This is a genomic window from Prosthecobacter sp. (genome assembly GCF_044227185.1).
Taxonomy (GTDB): domain Bacteria; phylum Verrucomicrobiota; class Verrucomicrobiia; order Verrucomicrobiales; family Verrucomicrobiaceae; genus Prosthecobacter.
The window spans coordinates 303,272-319,600 of record NZ_JBGAFO010000002.1 but is presented as its reverse complement, the minus strand read 5'-3'; the positions used below and the strand labels follow the sequence as shown (position 1 = coordinate 319,600).

Sequence of the window (16,329 nt, the reverse complement as noted above, 5' to 3'; positions counted from 1 at the left end):
GATTATGCGCAGCTCAAAATGCCGATGGCAAGATGCATGAATGAGTGGCGGTCAATTTACGTTCGGTTTACAGACGAGTCTCATCGCCAGCCATTTTCCCATGAACCGCCGCCATTTCATCCGCTCCGCCGCCGCCCTGCCTTTCATTTCCGCCATCGCCGCGGAACGCCCCAAACGACTCATTCTGAGGTCTTCATGGCAGACGGTGAACATTGGGGACATCGCGCACACCCCCGGCGTGCTGGCGCTTCTGGAAAAACACCTGCCGGAGGTGGAGGTGCGGCTGTGGCCCAGCAATCTGGAAAACGGTGTGGCGGAAATGCTGGCGGCGCGTTTCCCGAAGGTGAAGGTCATTCGTGGCGAGGAAGTGAAAAAATCCTTCGAAGAATGCGACTTCCTCCTGCATGGCTCGGGCCCCTCGCTGGTGGCGCAGGCAGATGTGGTGAAGTGGAGCCAGGCCACCGGCAAGCCCTATGGCGTGTATGGCATCACCTTTTCCGGCCAGCAAAGCTCCAGGAGCAAGACGCAGCCGCAGGTGAAAACCATCGATGTACTCAGCGCCGCCAGGTTCGTGTACTTCCGCGATTCAGTTTCACTGGAGCTGGCCAAGAAGATGGGCTGCACCTGCCCGCGCATGGAGTTTGGCCCGGACGGTGCATTTGCCGTGGATCTAAAAGACGACGCGAAGGCCGAGGCCTTTCTCAAAGGGCACGGGCTGGAGCAGGGCAAGTTCCTCTGCTGCATCCCGCGCCTGCGCAACACCCCCTACTGGACGCTGCCGGAGAAACATGCGGCCATTGATGAGAAAAAGGACGCGCGCAACAAGGCCATGATGGACCACGACGGCAGGCCGCTGCTGGACGCCATCGTGAGCGTGATCAAGAACACCGATCTCAAAATCCTGCTCTGTCCGGAGGACAAGACACAGATGAAAGTGGGCAAGGAGATGCTCTACGACAAACTGCCGGAGGATGTGAAGGCCCGCGTGGTGTGGCGTGAGAACTACTGGCTCACCAACGAGGCCCTCAGCACCTACCGCCGCAGCGCAGGCCTGTTTGGGCATGAGATGCACAGCCCCATCATGTGCATCGGCAACGGCATCCCCGCCATCGTCTGCCGCTGGGCCGAGCAAACCAGCAAAGGCTACATGTGGCGGGACATCGGCCTCGGCGACTGGCTCTTCGATCTCGACAAAGAGGACGAACTGCAAAAGGTGGCCGCAACGGTTCTCGCGATGGCGAAGGATCCCGCCGGTTCCAAGGCGAAGGCGGAAAAGGCGCGCGACTTCGTGATGGCGAAATTTGCCGCCAGCATGGGCGTGGTGAAGAGCTGCCTGCCGGGGTGAGGCAGCGCCCAAGTGTGGAGGATCGATGGAAAAATGTAATCGCCTCTGGACGGCCGGAGACTGATACGCGGTTGTGAATTTTGCAAAGTTAGCCTGGACTAATTTTGCAAGCTGTGAAAAACATCAACCCCAACGCGCCCATGATTGTTTCCTTCCAGGCTGTCCGTGTTCGTCGGCTTGTCTTTCTGGCATTGCTGGCCTGCTGTTCCCTAGGTCATGCACACCAGGCGCCGGGTTTGCTGGCACCGACGCTGGAGGCCGCGGCTGCCAGTGCTGATGAGGAAAACTGGAGCATCCACATGCAGAACACGAATGTGCTGCAGGGGCATGCGGCTGTGCGCTCCCCCTATGCCGGGCAGAACAGCCTGAACTCCGCGCCGCAGATGCGGCAGACGGTCTCGCTGGACCTGCTGCTGGGCCTGCGGCTGTGGGAAGGGGCGGAGATGCATCTGGACGGGATGATGTGGCAGGGCTTTGGCATGAGCAATGCGCTGGGCGTGGCGGGCTTTCCAAACGGTGAAGCCTTTCGCAAAGGCACCAGCGAACCCAATGCAAACATCTCGCGTGCCTTCATCCGCCAGAGTTTTGGCCTTGGCAGCGAGATGGAGGATGCACCCTCGGGCTCGCTTTTTCTCAAGGGCGGGCAGCATAAGTCCCGTGTGGTGGTCACGCTGGGCCGCTTTGGCGCCAAGGACATTTTTGATGGCAACGCCTATGCCAATGACGCGCGCACGCAGTTCATGAACTGGAGCCTGATGGCGAACGGCGCGTGGGATTACCCGGCGGACAGCCTGGGCTTCACCACCGGCGGGGCGGTGGAGCTGTACCTGCACCAGTGGGTGGCGCGCTACGGCCTTTTTCAGGTGCCGAATGTGTCCAACGGAATCGGCATGGACCCGCACTTCTGGAAAGCGTGGGCGCAGGTGCTGGAGCTGGAGCGCAAGCATGAGATCCACGGCCATCCCGGCGCGGTGCGTGTGCTGGCCTATCTGAACCGCGCGCACATGGGCAGCTTTCAGCAGACGCTGGACAATCCTGCGCGCCCGGCAGACATCACCAACAGCCGTGCCTACCGCCTGAAGTATGGCTTCTGCCTGAACGCGGACCAGGAGATCGCCGATGGTCTGGGTGTGTTCACCCGTCTGGGCTGGAGCGATGGCAAGGAGGAGGCGTGGTCTTTCACCGATGTGGACAGCTCGGCAAGTTTTGGTCTCAGCGCCAAGGGCACCGCCTGGAACCGGCCCAATGACACGCTGGCCATCGCCGGCATCGTCAACGTGATCTCCAAGCCGCACCGGGCCTTCTTCCAGCAGGGGGGCACGGGCATCCTGGTGGGCGATGGTACGATGTCCTACGGACCCGAAAAAATCATTGAGACGTATTACGACATCGGCGTGACGTCCTGGCTGCACCTGGCGTTTGACTACCAGTTTGTGACTAATCCGGCCTACAACCGGGACCGGGGCCCGGTGCATATCTTCGGCGCGCGCCTGCATTGGGAGTTTTAATGCTCCGTGAAATGTGATGAATGAAGACGCGGGAGCGTTTAGTCTGCCGCATGAAGCCGCCCATCCTGCTTTGGATGCTTCTCGTCGCCATCCACGTGAAAGGCGGCGATGTCACGCATTTTGAGACAAAGATCCGGCCCGTGCTGGTGAAGCACTGCTACGAATGCCATTCCGTGGAGTCGGGCAAGTCCAAGGGGGGGCTGACTCTGGACACGAAGCAGGGCATTCGCACCGGAGGGGACACAGGGCCTGCCGTGGTGCCGGGAGATCCAGCGAAGAGCCTGCTGCTGTCGGCGATCAAGCACAGCGATCCTGATCTCGAAATGCCGCCGAAGAAGCCGCAGCTTTCCCAGGCTGTGATCGCGGATTTTGAAGCGTGGATCAAGGCGGGCGCGGCGGATCCACGCGAGTCAGCGCTGCCGGTGGCGGAGCGCCCGCCGCTGGATGTGGAGTCAGGAAGGAAGTTCTGGAGCTATCAAAAGCCGAAGCCGGTTGCTGGCACGATTGATGGATTCATCCGCGCAAAGCTGAAGGAGCATGGCCTGGAGCCCGCGCCCGCGGCAGAGCCGGTGGTACTGCTGCGCAGACTGTATTTCGATCTCATTGGTCTGCCGCCCACGCCGGAGCAGTCGGCCGCGTTCTCCATGGAAAAACTGGAGGCAACCGTGGATGAACTCTTGCGCAGCCCGCGCTTTGGCGAGCGCTGGGGCCGCCACTGGCTGGATGTGGCGCGCTTCGCGGAATCCAACGGCCGCGAATCCAATCTGACCTTCCCGCATGCCTGGCGTTATCGGGATTACGTGATCGACGCAGTGAATGCGGATGTGCCGTTTGACCGCTTCATCACCGAGCAGATAGCGGGAGACCTGCTGCTGGCTCGGGGAGATGCCGAGCGCGCGCGTCTGCTTGTCGCCACGGGATTCCTCGCCCTCGGTCCCAAAGGCCTCAATGAAATGAACCCGGCGCAGTTTGCCGCGGATGTGGCGGATGAACAGCTCGACACCGTGACCCGCGCCGTGCTGGCCAGCTCCATCGCCTGCGCCCGCTGCCACGACCACAAGACCGAGCCCTTCAGCATGGAGGACTATTACGCACTGGCGGGCATCTTCAAAAGCACGCAGACCTTCTACGGCAACTGGATCGACTCCGAGAACAACAACCACGGCCATCTCATCCGTCTTCCGGAGCTGCCGGGTCAGGTGATTCCAAACCGCGCGGTGACGGCAGAGCGCGTGAAGCAGCTCAAGGACGACCTGGCAAAACTGAACGCCGAGGAGAAGGAGCAGAAGCTATACGTCGCAAAAGCCAAAATGGAGGGGCGCGACATCAGCGCCGAGTATCACAAGATACTTACCACAGCCATCCGCATCCTATGGACTCGCGGCGGCATTGAAGGCCAGCTTGAGACGGTGGATGACCAGGGCCATGCGCTGCCGCTTTGCATGGGCGCGCTGGATGCCAAACGCATCCAGGATTCGCAGCTCTACGATCGGGGCGAGATTGCGCATCCGGTGAAAGCAGTGCCGCGTGGTTTCCCGCAGGTCGTGGGAATCAAGGCCGCGCTGCCGAAGGACCAGAGCGGGCGGCTGGAACTGGCGCAGTGGCTCGTCAGTCGTGAAAACCCGCTCACCGCGCGGGTGATGGCCAACCGTGTCTGGAGGCATCTCTTCGGTGCGGGGATCGTGCGCACTGCCGACAACTTCGGCTTCAGCGGCGAGCGGCCGAGCCATCCCGAACTGCTCGATCATCTCGCGCTCCGCTTCATGGACGGCGGCTGGTCGGTGAAGAAGCTGATCAAGGAGATTGTGATGTCCGAGACTTACCGGCAGGACTCCACGCACCGCAGCGAGGCCTTCAACCAGGACCCTGACAACCGCCTGCTCTGGCGCGCGAGCAAGCGTCGTCTCGATGCGGAGGTGATTCGCGACTCCATGCTTGCGGTTGCGGGTGTGCTCGATACCTCGCGCAGGCCCGGATCACTTGTGGGGGAGCTGGAGGGGCAGTCGGTCTCGCTCATCGGCTTCAATACGAAGCTGCCTTCTGATCTCGATGGCTCGAAGCGCCGCTCGATCTACCTGCCAGTGCTGCGGGATCAACTGCCGGATGTCCTGGAGCAGTTTGACGTGGCGAACCCGAACCTCGTCACAGGAAATCGCGATGTGACCAACGTGCCGCTGCAGGCGCTCTACCTTCTCAACGGCGCGTTTGTGCAGGAGCAGGCGGCGGCTCTGGCTCGGCGTGTTCAATCTTCGCCTGATCCAGTGAAGGCGGCGTTTCAGCTTTGCTTCAACCGCCTGCCAGATGAGAAGGAGGCCGCGCTGGTCGCGAAGTTCTTCCAAAACGGACCGGCCGTCGATTCGAAACTGCTGCCAGCGTTCTGCCAGTCGCTGCTTGCCAGCGCTGAGTTCCGTCTGGTTGACTGACAACGCCTATGAACACGATCCATACACGACGTGAAATGCTGACCACCCTGTCCTCAGGCATTGGCTGGCTGGCCTTTTCAGCGCTGGCGCAGGCAAAGAGCGGCCTGGCGGCGCGGCAGCCGCATTTTCCCGCGCGTGCGAAGCGGGTGATCTTCCTCACGATGCGCGGTGGTCCCTCGCATGTGGATCTCTTTGATTACAAGCCGGAACTGATCAAGCGGGACGGCCAGACCGCGAGCCTGGGCCGGGATTCCAGCGGCGCAAAGCTGTTTGGTCCGGTGCACCCGCTGAAGCAGTTTGGCCAGTCGGGGCAGTGGATGACGACGCTGTACCCGAAGCTGGCGCAGCATGCGGACGATCTTTGCATCATCAACTCCATGCACACCGACCTGCCCAACCATGCGCAGGCCTTTGGGCAGATGCACACCGGCAGTTTTCAGTTTGTGCGGCCTTCCATCGGCGCATGGACCCTGTATGGCCTCGGCAGCGAAAATGAAAACCTGCCGGGCTTCATCACCCTGAATCCTCCGGCGGACAATGGCGGCGCGCAGAACTACGGCAGCGCTTTTCTCCCGGCCATCTGCCAGGGCACGCGCATCGGCGGTTCGCAGCTCCCGGAGCTCTATGCCGCGCTGTTGAACAAGGACGCGGCTCCCGCTCCGCCGATGAAGAACATCACGAACGCCAGTGTGCCCCGTGACCTCCAGCGCGCGCAGATTGACTTCATTCGCGGCCTGAACGAACGCAAGCTTGAGCGGGACGGTTTTCATCCCGAGATCGAAGGCGCGATCGAGTCGTTTGAGCTCGCGTTCCGCATGCAGAGCGAAGTTCCCGAGGTGCTGGATCTCCGCAGCGAGCCGGAGCATGTCCTCAAGCTCTACGGCGTCGGGCAGGGGAAGGATCAGTTCGCCCGGCAATGCCTGCTGGCGCGGCGCATGGCGGAGGCCGGGGTGCGGTTCATCGAGATCGCTTCTCCTGGAAACTGGGATCATCACAACCGCCTGCGCGAACTGCTCGCCACGAACTGTGCCTCCACAGACCAGCCCATCGCCGCGCTGCTGACGGATTTGAAGGCCCGCGGCATGCTCAAGGACACCCTTGTCGTGTGGGCCGGTGAGTTTGGCCGCACGCCCTACGCGCAGAGCGGAGACGGCCGAGATCACAATCACAAAGGCTACTCCATCTGGATGGCCGGCGGCGGTGTGAAGGGCGGCCTGGCCTACGGCGCCACGGATGAAGTGGGCCACAAAGCCGAGGTCAATCCCATGCACATTCACGACTGGCACGCCACCATTCTGCATCTGCTGGGCCTCGACCACACCCGCCTCACCTACTCTTATGGAGGCAGAAATTTTCGTCTGACGAATGTGAGCGGTGAAGTGGCCGCAGGTATTCTGGCCTAAGATTGAGATTGCACCGGCGCAAATCGGGAGGCTATTGTCCGGCTGATTCAACGCGGACTGGTCTGCGGGGATGCTGTCGGATTTCCAGCCTCGATCAAAATCATGCGCGACGGTTCCCCTGACAATTCATCCTCCGCGGCCAAACCTTCCTCAGGCTGGGGCAAATTGTTCCTGGGCCTTCTGCTGGGCGGAGCGATCGGTGCCGGTGCCCTGTATGTGACCAAGGTCGATCCTTCCTTGCTGGCAAAGCCTGCGCCATCAGCACCGGCTGCTGCTTCTTCCGCCCCTGCGTCCGCCGAGGAGGTGGAGGTGCCGGTCAAGCACGAGGGACTGCCGCGCACGCCGTTCGAAAAAGGCATCCTGCCGGCGGACGAACCGGTGGAGTCCATCAAGATCACACTGGGAGTGGGCACCGAGGGGCGCGCCTTGAGCGAGCCGGTGGACGTGCATCTGGGACTGGGCTTTCCGCTGCGGCTGTATCCGCTGGGTGGCGTGAAGCGCGAGCCCTCCTTTGCCGCGTTTCCACACAAGTCTTCGCTGGATGGCATGACGGATGAGATTGCGCCGGGGAAGATGGCGACCTTTGAGTTTTGGGTCAAAGGTGATGATGCCGGGCTCGATGCGCTGCGCACCTCGCAGCAGTTGCTGGCGGATGTGAAGTGCGGCGACTTGCAGCACATCGGCTTTGCCTCGCAGGGGCGCAGCGACTGGGTGCTGGCGGGCTACCGCATCGAGGTGAACGGAAAGCTCTTTGCCGCGAACGGCCTGGTGGACGCACGGGCGCAGGAGAGACTGGCATCGAGCCGTGCCAGCCTCATGAAGCTGCTGCCTGACTACGAGGCCAAGACGAATGCCACAAACCTGACCGAGGACGAGAAGAACGAACTGAAGACAACGCATGCAATGGTGCGTGCGCTGAGCGGACGCGTGGTGGGCGCGGTGCCGTGGTTTGAAGAAAACAATGAGGCGCTCGGGCCGGTGACACCGACGGGAACGAAGGTGGAGAACCTGCGCATCACGCTAACAGGCGGCAAGGGGCCGCAGCAGGGCACACGCAATCCGCTCTATCTCGTGGCTGGCGCACGAAAGTTTCTGCTCTCATCCGAGATGGATCCGCTGCGAGATGCCAGTGAGCCGCAGCTTTTTGATCTGGCCGCATTTGAGCTGGCGCTGAATCCTCTGAGCAAAGAAGTCCTGAGCAAGCCGGGGCTGGGCATCATTGGCAGCGGCGCTCCCGCAAACAAAGTTCCTGACCGTGCGCAGTTGCAGAGCCTGAAGATCGAGGCCGACGGTCAGGTGATCTATGAAAGTGAGAAGCAGCCGGACGACCAGAAAACGCTGCCCGAGCTCTGGCTGACACCTGCGGCGTATTTTAATGAAGCGGGCGATCTGATGCGGCCCACGCCGGCCGTGACTGAGGTGCCGGTGTGGAAGTCGGGCATGACCCTGCCGGGAGGCGCTCCTCCGCCGCCCCTGCCACCGGAACCTCCGCCCTTGGTGAATCTCCCGCCCGTGCCACCGCTGCCTCCGCCCCCACTGCTGCCGCCCATACGTACGATTTTGCCGGGCGGCCTGCCGCCTCCGGGAGGCGGTCTGCTGCCGCTGCTCAATGCACTGGCCCAGTTGCTTCTGCCTTTGCCGCCTCCCGCCGCACCGCTCATCAGCGGTGTGCGCATCGCACCCGGCACCCCTATTGTGTGTGATGGGGATGTGGTGAATGTGCAATGGAGCGTGGGCGGCAGCACCGCTGGCATCAGCTCCTGGCGTGTCGATCTGTTTGCGGTGCTTCCGCACAAGGCCGCGCCGGTGCTCATCACCCCCATGGCGACTAAGATCGGCGGCGGACCTGCATCCACCGGCGTGTGGATGCCGCCGATCAACCGCGCGGCGGTGGCCGGGCTGCTGACGCCAGGCTCCGCCGAGGCGCTCTATCTCTATGTGCAGCCGCGGGTCACCGCACTGGGCCCTACCGGCAATGTGCTGACCGCAGCCAATGGTTCTCTGCTGCCCCTGTTCCCTGCGGGCACCACGACGGCCGGCATCGGGCTGAAGCGTGGCGGGGTTCTGCCGCCCCTCGGCCTCGGCAATGCACCCGCGCCGAGTTTTCAGGTCACTCCGGCGGTCACGCCGCCCTTTCTCAAATGGCAGGGCATGCCGCTGGCAGATCCGCTGGCCATCCGCAATGCCTGGAGCCTGACCGCCGAGCATGGCAGCCATTTTGGCCTGCTGTTTGCCAGCCACGAAAACATTCCCGGGGCTGTCACGCTGCCGGCCTGGAGCACTGCCGCCCGGCCCACCGGCAGCGGTGGTGAACTGGTCACGATGCGGTTCGAGGGGCCGGTGCCCATTCCAGCGGGGGCCAATGGCCTGCGAGCCGTGGCCTACATTGCTTTTGTGGGCGGTTCTTCGCCTGCCACCACCGGCCAGGTGCTCGCACGTGCGGAGCTTAGCAGCGGCCCCATCCGGCGCAGCCTGGCAGGCAACGTGGTGCCCCTGCCGTTCGGTGCGCAGCCCTTCTTCACCCTGCAGACGACCAGCTTTGTGCCGGCGGCTCCGCTGACCAAGAGCCAGCCGCTGCTGCTGGTGGATATGCCGCTGCGGTTTGACCGCATGGCGGCGAACAACTTTGCCGGCTATCCGCTCGATCCCGTGAATGGCGCCAGCTATTCATTTGCAGGGCCGCCAGCCTTTAATTTTGGCGCTTACACCGCGCAGGCCGGCACCGGCACGATGTATGTCACGCTCACCTACATGGTGACGCTGAACACCACGGATGCGACGGATGCCGTGGGTGTGCTCGGAGTCCGTCTCGTCCCTGACAACACGCCATGAAAACGCTCCTGCCTCTTTTCATTCTTCTCGTCGCACCGCTGCTCCATGCGGTGGAGGGCGGCGTGCATGGCCGTGTTTACGGGCAGGATGAAAAGGGCGAAAACCTCGGCCCGGTGGCGAATGCAAAGATCGAGCTGCGCGGCGAGAACGGCGCTGCAGCGGCGTCCGTGACGACAAACGAGTTCGGCTACTACCAGATCGCCACGCTCGCGGCGGGTGGCTATCGCTACAAGGTCACGGCCACCGGTTTTCATGATGAAGATGAGACGCGCGGCTTTGCCATGCCGCAGGACACGCGTGAGTATGTGCACGACTTTCTTCTCACACGTGAGCCGAAGGCCGGCAGTCCTCCGGCGCAGTCCAGCATCGTGCAGCCCGCCGTGCATGGCCGTGTGTATGGGCAGGCTGAAACAGGCGAAAATCTCGGGCCCATCCCCGGAGCGAAGATCGAGCTGCTGTCAGGGAAGGGGGGAAGGGCGGTGGCGGTGGCGGTGGTCACGGCCAGCTCTCCCGGCGGGTACTATGAGACCAAAAATCTGCCGCCCGGAGATTACGCGTATCGTGTGACGGCGGCGGACTTTGCGCCCGAAGATGCCGGACGCGGCTTCACCGTGCCGAAGGGAGCGCTGGAATACGTGCATGACTTCCTCCTGTCGAAGGTTCCGCCCAAGAGGTACAAATGCGATCTGGCGGTGCTGGTCGTCAAACGCATCAACGGCGGAAAAGACCCGGCCAATGATGTGCGCCTGCCGGTGGCAAACGCCAGGCTGGTGCTGCAGCCTTCGGGAAATCTCCCCACTCCGCTCAATCAGCCGTTTGTGACTGATGCGAAAGGCGAGTACCTGGCGAAGGATCTTGCGGAGGGCGGCTACACCGTCGCCATCGATGCACCCGATTGCGAGTCCTTCACTGGAGCACTGATGGTGAAATGCGAAACGAATGGAAACGTGATCTTCGAGCTCAAGCCCTGCGACGAGATCCTGCACAGCTACGTGCGTGCGATGCTCACCGAAGGCTGGGGGCCCTCCGCCCCGGCGAAGACCGCCGCGGAACGCGCCTATCAGCGTGCGTTGAAGGCGGATGCCAGGGATTGCAGTGTGAACTACGCCAGCGCGCTCACGCTGCTCAGCGCGGGAGACTATGCCGCGGCGCAGCAGGGGCTCGCCGCAGCCATCGGCAAGAAGAGTGACCGCGCCACTTGGGACCGTGCCTGTGAAGCACGTCTGTGGATGAGCCTGTGCCTGCATCAGCCGGCGCAGGCTGTCCGCGAGATGCGCTCGCTGGCGCAGAACCATTATTCCACTCGCGTGGCCACCCAGGCGGCGAAGGACACGGCCTATGTCTGCGGCATCGGGCTGGGTTTGATCAAAGGACCGTGGCGGGATCTGATGGGTGCCGGAGATGCCGCGCTGCTGGAAAGCGATCTGATGGGCGCGCTGAAAGGCGATCTGCAGGCAGAGTGCATGCGCGCGCGTGATCATGTGGCGGCTGAATATGGCCAGCTCAGAGCAGCCGAGGATGCCGCGCGCAGAGTCCTGGTAACGACGCTCACGGAAAAGCGCAACGCCGAGATCGTCATTATTGTGGAGCGCCAGACGGTGATCAGCAAGGAGGTGGCGGTTCTCGATCCCGAAATCCAGACGCTGCAGGCCACGGTGGCCCAGTTTGACCAGCAGTACCGCGTACAGGTGGCCGGGTTCATGCAGCAGCAGCAGGGCAATGCGGTGCAGCTTCAGGCATTGAATGCCAGGCTGCAGCAGATCACGGCCTGCATGGCGCAGGACCAGGTGAAAATGCAGGCGGCGGCGCAGCAGCAGGTGCCGCAGGCTCCTGTAACGCAGCCCGGCATGCGGCCCGGAATGGTACAGCCGGGCGGCGGTGCGGGCGCGCAGGCCATCATGGTGGAGATCCAGCAGCATCAGGTGGAGATTCAGCAGATCCGCCAGCAGATGCAGGTCATTCAAAACCAGAACGTGCAGATGGGGGTGAACATTGCGAACCTGCAGACGCAGTTCAAACGCAGCGCCGAAACTGCGCAGACGGATCTCGATTTGAAATTACGCCGCAGGCAGGTGCTGGCCGTCGAATTCGAGACCCTCGAACGCAAGCGTACGATGTCGTTTGATCCCTCATCCTTCAGCACACCTGAGATCGATGACCTGGTGCGTCGCGGGCGCTCTCTGAAAACCTACCGTGACCTGCCGCTGGAACCGCGCCGCGAGGAGCTGCTCGGCCAGTATGACTGCGGTGCGGCGAAGGAGCCCAAGCGTCTCGCAAACGGAGCCAGGGCGGCTGAAATCAAAGAGGCGGTTTTTGCCAGCCCAGCTCCCGCCAGAAATGCCGCCGCGCCTGCCGCAGGTGCGCCTGCATCCGCACTGCCGGCCATGCCTGCACTACCTGTTCCCGCACAACCCGTTCCTGAAAACTCCGGCATGCCGCCGCTGAAACCTCTGCCGCCTTCCGCCACTGCCGTCAAACCACCTCCAAACACCGGCGATCCGGCCGAGATCGTCATCACCAACAATCAGACAGGCGCGGTGCGCATCTTCGGCCTCTCGCCGGGATCAGACAATGAGCTCTTGGTACGTTCCTTGGAAGCGGGTGAGGAGGCGATGATCCCGGTCCGAATCGGCCAGACCCTGATCATGCGGACATCCGCGGGCGGCCGCGAACTGCAGCGCCACAAGGTGGGCAAAAAGCTTGAGGTGTTGAAGGTTGGGACGCCGCCGCCGCAGTAAATGATTCCAGCGGAGGCAGCGCGAAGCGTCAGCTTTACGCGTGCCGGCCTTTGAAGGTCAGCTCGGCGATGCCGCTCTTGTCCAGGCCACCGAGGCCCAGCGTGACCATTTTCTCATACTGCGCCTTGGTGGCGTCATTCAGGGGCAGGCTGAGGCCGACGGTTTTCGCCACATCTGCGGCGATGCCGCTGTCCTTCGCGGCGTGTTCGGCGGAAAACCAGCAGTCATGCTCGCGGGCCACCATGTCGGCGCTGTCGGTTTCCAGCACGCGGGAGTTGGCGCCGGTCTGGCTGAAGACTTCGCGGATCATGTTCAGGTCATGTCCCAGCGCGGCGGCGAGGCCCAGGCCTTCGGCCAGCCCGGCGGTGTTGATGTTCATGACCATGTTCACCAGCGCCTTCACTTCAGCCGCGCGGCCCGGCCCGCCGATGAAGCGGCGGTTCACGCTCATCTGCTCGATCATCGGCTGCACCTTCTGGTAGACGGCTTCGTCTCCGGCCAGCATGAGGTAGAGCTTGCCTTCGCGTGCGTGGCTGATGGAGGAGGCCATGCAGGCCTCCAGGCTGTGTGCACCGGCTTTTTCAGCGGCCGCATACACCTCGCGATGGATCGCCGGAGAAAGCGTGGCGCAGTTGATGAAGATCTTGCCCTTCGCATTCGTCAGCAGGCTGTCTCCGCTTCCGAGGAAGATGCCGCGCATGGCGGCGTCATTGGTCACGACGGTGAAAATGACGTCCGCCACAGCGGTCACGTCGGCCAGCTTTGTGCAGGCCTTGCAGCCGAGCTCTGCGGCCAGATCCGCGGCCGCCTGGGTGTTCACATCCAGCACGGCGGTGACGCTGTAACCACAATCTTTGAGACGGCGGGCCATGTTGGCCCCCATTTTACCGACTCCGACAAATGCAACGGTTTGAGACATGACTGGCTTGGTGGTTGGTGGGTTGGTTGGGTTTACTTGAACTCGGGATAAAACGGATTGTGCGTCTTTTCTTCTCCGACCGTGGTCAGCGGGCCGTGGCCGGGGCAGATCACGGTGTTGTCCGGCAGGGTGAAGATTTCCTTGCGATTCGTGGCCAGGGCATCTGCATACGAGACCATGCCGCCGCCCATGCTGGAGGCAAAGAGCGCGTCTCCCACGATGGCGACGGGGCGCTCCAGGCCGCTGATCACGTAGGTGATGCCGCCTTTCGAGTGGCCCCAGGTGCTGCGCGGCTCGATGCGCAGGCCGCCGGATTCCCAGCACTCGGCATCGCCGAGCTTGAAGGTTTTGGCATCGGCGCAGGATTCCTTCTCATGCGCAAAGGTGGTCACCGTGCCGTCGGCGGAGAGCCTGGCCAGATCGGCAATGTGGTCCCCATGCGTGTGCGTGAGGAAGATCAGGCTGAGATTGAGCCCCTTCTTCTGGATGAAATCGATCATGGGGGTGGCATCCGCCCCCGTGTCGAAGGCGACGGCGTTTTTCGTTTCCGCATCCCAGACCAGGTAGGCGTTCACCGTCATGTCGTGGTAGGGGGTGTTGAACTGCTCCAAACCGGGGACGCTGACGGGGTGGGGTCGCCACCCGTTGTGCGCCATCGTCACAAGGGACGCGGCATCGAGCTGAAGATGCGGGGCGATCTGCCGCAGCACCGTGTCATTCACCGTGCCGGACTTGGCGGCGGCAATGTCCTCCGCGCTGACGCCGGAGCGGGCGGCCAGGTCGGCATCGCTGATGCCGAGACCACGCATGGACTTGGCGATCACGTCATTGAAAAGGTCTTCGAGGGGGAGTGTCATGATGGCCGACTCAAGGCGTTCTCACCGGGAAGGCAAGGCCTATGTGCCGCCCGGCCCCTACAAAGCATGAACTCCCTGCGGCGAGTCCTTGCCACCGGCAGAGTCGCGAGTAGCATCGGCGCGCCATGACCGATCTCGACATTCGTGAAATCCATTTTCTCCGCGGCCCCAACATCTGGACGAATGATCCGGTGCTGGAAGCCTGGGTGGATCTGGGCGGCCTCAAGGACACCTCGTCAGACCTCGTGCCCGGCTTTGCGGATCAGCTCAAGGCGTGGTTTCCCGGCATGATCGAGCATCGCTGCAGCATCGGCGAGCGCGGCGGCTTTTTTCAGCGGCTGGACACAGGTACCTGGCCGGGGCACATCCTGGAGCATGTCACTCTGGAGTTGCAGACCCTGGCGGGAAATGCCGTGGGTTTCGGCAAGGCGCGGGAGACCTGTGTCGAAGGCCTCTACAAAGTCGTCATTGAGTATCTGGATGAAAACGTGGCCGAGGCCTGCATGCGCGAGGCACGCGAGATCCTCCTGGCCGGCTACGCCGGCAAGCCGTATGACATTGCCGATGCCGTGGCGCGCATGAAGCGCGTGGTGGATCGCAATGCGCTGGGACCCAGCACGAGCGCCATCATCGCCGCAGCGGAGGATCGCGGCATTCCCTGGCGCCGGCTGCGCGAGGGCCGCAGCCTGGTGCAGTTTGGCCAGGGCGTGAACCAGCGCCGCATCTGGACGGCGGAAACGGACCGCACCGGTGCCATCGCCGAGCACATCGTGCAGGACAAAGATCTGACGCGCACCCTTTTGAAAAAGGCGGGCGTGCCCGTGCCTGAGGGGCGGGTCGTTGCCAATCCCGATGACGCCTGGGAGGCGGCGGAGGACATCGGCATTCCCATCGTGGTGAAACCGCAGGACGCCAACCACGGGCGCGGCGTCTTTATCAATCTCACCACGCGTGAGCAGGTGGAGAGCGCCTTTCAAACCGCCGCCAATGAAGGCGAAGGCGTCATGGTGGAGCGCTTCATTCCAGGCAATGACCACCGACTGCTCGTGGTGGGCGGTGAACTGATCGCAGCCAGCCGTGGCGACCACGCCGTGGTCACAGGCAATGGCAAAGACACCATCGGCGTGCTGGTGGACGCTCAGCTCAACACCAATCCGCTGCGCGGTGTGAGCGACTTCTGCCCCTGGTCCAAGATCGACACCGAAGAATGGGACCCGGCCATCCTCTCTGAGCTGGAGAAGCAGGACTACCAGCCGGATTCGGTTCCGAATGATGGCGAACGCGTGCTCATCTCCCGCTTTGCCAACTGGTCCACCGAAGTCACCGGCCTAGTGCATCCGCGCAACCGCGAGCACGTCACCATCGCCGCGCAGGTCGCGGGGCTGGACATCTGCGGCATCGATGTGGTGTGCACGGACATCAGCAAGCCGCTGGAAGACCAGGGCGGCGCCGTGGTGGAGCTCAATGCCAGCCCCGGTCTCGTCATGCATCTGCGCCCGGCCACGGGCGAGGTGCGGCCGGTGGGCGAAGCCATCATCAACATGCTCTTTCCCGAAGGAAAAAACGGCCGCATTCCTGTGATCGGCATCACCGGCACGCATGGCAAGACCACCACCACCAGGCTGGTGGCGCACCTGATGAAGGCCACGGGCAAATTCCTCGGCGTCTGTCACAGCGGCGGCCTGCAGTTTGGCGCGCGCCACGCCTGCACGAAGACGGGTGACCGCACCAGCGGCACGCACGGAGTTTTGCTCCATCCCTGGACGGAGCTGGCCATCTGCGAGAGCAGTGCGGAATCCATCCTGCTTGAAGGCCTTGGCTATGACTGCTGCCAGATCGGCGTGGTGCTGAACGTGGGCAGCGATCATCTGGGACTGGGCTACATCGACACGATGGAGCAGATGACGAAGGTGAAGCGTTGTGTGGTCGATGTCGTGCTGCCCGAGGGTATGGCGGTGCTCAATGCCGATGATGTTTTCGTAGCCGGCATGGCGGAATCGGAGCACTGCCAGTGCAGCGTGACGTTCTTTTCATGCGTCTCGGACAATCCTGTCGTCACCGCTCATTTGGCCAAGGGCGGGCGCGCCGTGTTTGTGAAGGATGACGCGATTTACCTCGCGGAAGGCGATCAGGAACGCCGGCTCTGCGAGCTGAAAGCGGTGGCCATGCCGGTGACCGGTCATTTCCAGTTCAACGTGCAAAACGTTCTTGCTGCTGTCGGGGCCGCCTGGGCTTACGGGCTCGCGGACCAGACCGTGGTGGAAGGACTGGGCACTTACGTCTGAAATCCGCCTCCTGTAAGGA

General features: G+C 62.8%; 9 protein-coding genes. 7 read left to right on the top strand and 2 right to left on the bottom strand.

All coding sequences use genetic code 11. The annotated features are described in order from the left end of the window. The first annotated feature begins 100 nt into the window (after nt 1-100). The 6 genes from ACILSQ_RS05780 to ACILSQ_RS05755 all read left to right on the top strand — a co-directional run bounded on the left by ACILSQ_RS05780 (nt 101) and on the right by ACILSQ_RS05755 (nt 12,249). Nucleotides 101-1,345 (top strand): polysaccharide pyruvyl transferase family protein, encoded by a 1,245-nt coding sequence (locus tag ACILSQ_RS05780; protein WP_395742638.1) that lies wholly within the window; start codon nt 101-103, stop codon nt 1,343-1,345. Between the two features lie 140 nt (nt 1,346-1,485). Next, a complete protein-coding gene (locus ACILSQ_RS05775) occupies nt 1,486-2,853 on the top strand; it encodes a carbohydrate porin (protein ID WP_395742637.1) in 1,368 nt (455 codons plus the stop codon). Between the two features lie 50 nt (nt 2,854-2,903). Continuing rightward, a complete protein-coding gene (locus tag ACILSQ_RS05770; RefSeq protein WP_395742636.1) occupies nt 2,904-5,276 on the top strand; it encodes a PSD1 and planctomycete cytochrome C domain-containing protein in 2,373 nt (790 codons plus the stop codon). A gap of 8 nt (nt 5,277-5,284) precedes the next feature. Next, nucleotides 5,285-6,679: a DUF1501 domain-containing protein gene (locus ACILSQ_RS05765; RefSeq protein WP_395742635.1), complete on the top strand. Its 1,395-nt coding sequence runs from the start codon at nt 5,285-5,287 to the stop codon at nt 6,677-6,679. A 102-nt stretch (nt 6,680-6,781) separates the two neighbouring features. Continuing rightward, complete coding sequence (locus ACILSQ_RS05760) at nt 6,782-9,511, top strand: hypothetical protein (RefSeq protein ID WP_395742634.1); 2,730 nt, start codon at nt 6,782-6,784, stop codon at nt 9,509-9,511. Further along, nucleotides 9,508-12,249, top strand: coding sequence for a carboxypeptidase regulatory-like domain-containing protein (locus ACILSQ_RS05755; protein WP_395742633.1), 2,742 nt, complete (start codon nt 9,508-9,510; stop codon nt 12,247-12,249). Before ACILSQ_RS05760 ends, ACILSQ_RS05755 begins: the two co-directional genes overlap by 4 nt. Nucleotides 12,250-12,283: 34 nt before the next feature. Here the strand turns inward: ACILSQ_RS05755 and ACILSQ_RS05750 are convergent, their stop codons facing one another. Both ACILSQ_RS05750 and ACILSQ_RS05745 read right to left on the bottom strand, forming a co-directional pair. Continuing rightward, the gene (locus ACILSQ_RS05750) at nt 12,284-13,276 is read right to left on the bottom strand and encodes an NAD(P)-dependent oxidoreductase (protein ID WP_395743017.1); all 993 of its coding nucleotides are present in this window, start codon (nt 13,274-13,276) and stop codon (nt 12,284-12,286) included. Continuing rightward, a complete protein-coding gene (locus tag ACILSQ_RS05745; protein ID WP_395742632.1) occupies nt 13,201-14,025 on the bottom strand; it encodes an MBL fold metallo-hydrolase in 825 nt (274 codons plus the stop codon). The genes ACILSQ_RS05750 and ACILSQ_RS05745 overlap by 76 nt, the downstream gene beginning before the upstream one ends. Nucleotides 14,026-14,150: 125 nt before the next feature. Between ACILSQ_RS05745 and cphA the strand changes: the two genes are divergently transcribed. Beyond that, nucleotides 14,151-16,310 carry a cyanophycin synthetase gene (cphA, locus tag ACILSQ_RS05740; protein ID WP_395742631.1) on the top strand — a complete coding sequence of 720 codons (2,160 nt, stop codon included), beginning with the start codon at nt 14,151-14,153 and terminating at the stop codon, nt 16,308-16,310. Nucleotides 16,311-16,329 lie beyond the last annotated feature (19 nt).

Coding starts and splice junctions, on each gene's coding strand:
- ACILSQ_RS05775 (WP_395742637.1), top strand. CDS start 1,486: ATGATTGTTTCCTTCCAGGCTGTCCGTGTTCGTCGGCTTGTCTTTCTG.
- ACILSQ_RS05780 (WP_395742638.1), top strand. CDS start 101: ATGAACCGCCGCCATTTCATCCGCTCCGCCGCCGCCCTGCCTTTCATT.
- ACILSQ_RS05755 (WP_395742633.1), top strand. CDS start 9,508: ATGAAAACGCTCCTGCCTCTTTTCATTCTTCTCGTCGCACCGCTGCTC.
- cphA (WP_395742631.1), top strand. CDS start 14,151: ATGACCGATCTCGACATTCGTGAAATCCATTTTCTCCGCGGCCCCAAC.
- ACILSQ_RS05765 (WP_395742635.1), top strand. CDS start 5,285: ATGAACACGATCCATACACGACGTGAAATGCTGACCACCCTGTCCTCA.
- ACILSQ_RS05760 (WP_395742634.1), top strand. CDS start 6,782: ATGCGCGACGGTTCCCCTGACAATTCATCCTCCGCGGCCAAACCTTCC.
- ACILSQ_RS05745 (WP_395742632.1), bottom strand. CDS start 14,025: ATGACACTCCCCCTCGAAGACCTTTTCAATGACGTGATCGCCAAGTCC.
- ACILSQ_RS05770 (WP_395742636.1), top strand. CDS start 2,904: ATGAAGCCGCCCATCCTGCTTTGGATGCTTCTCGTCGCCATCCACGTG.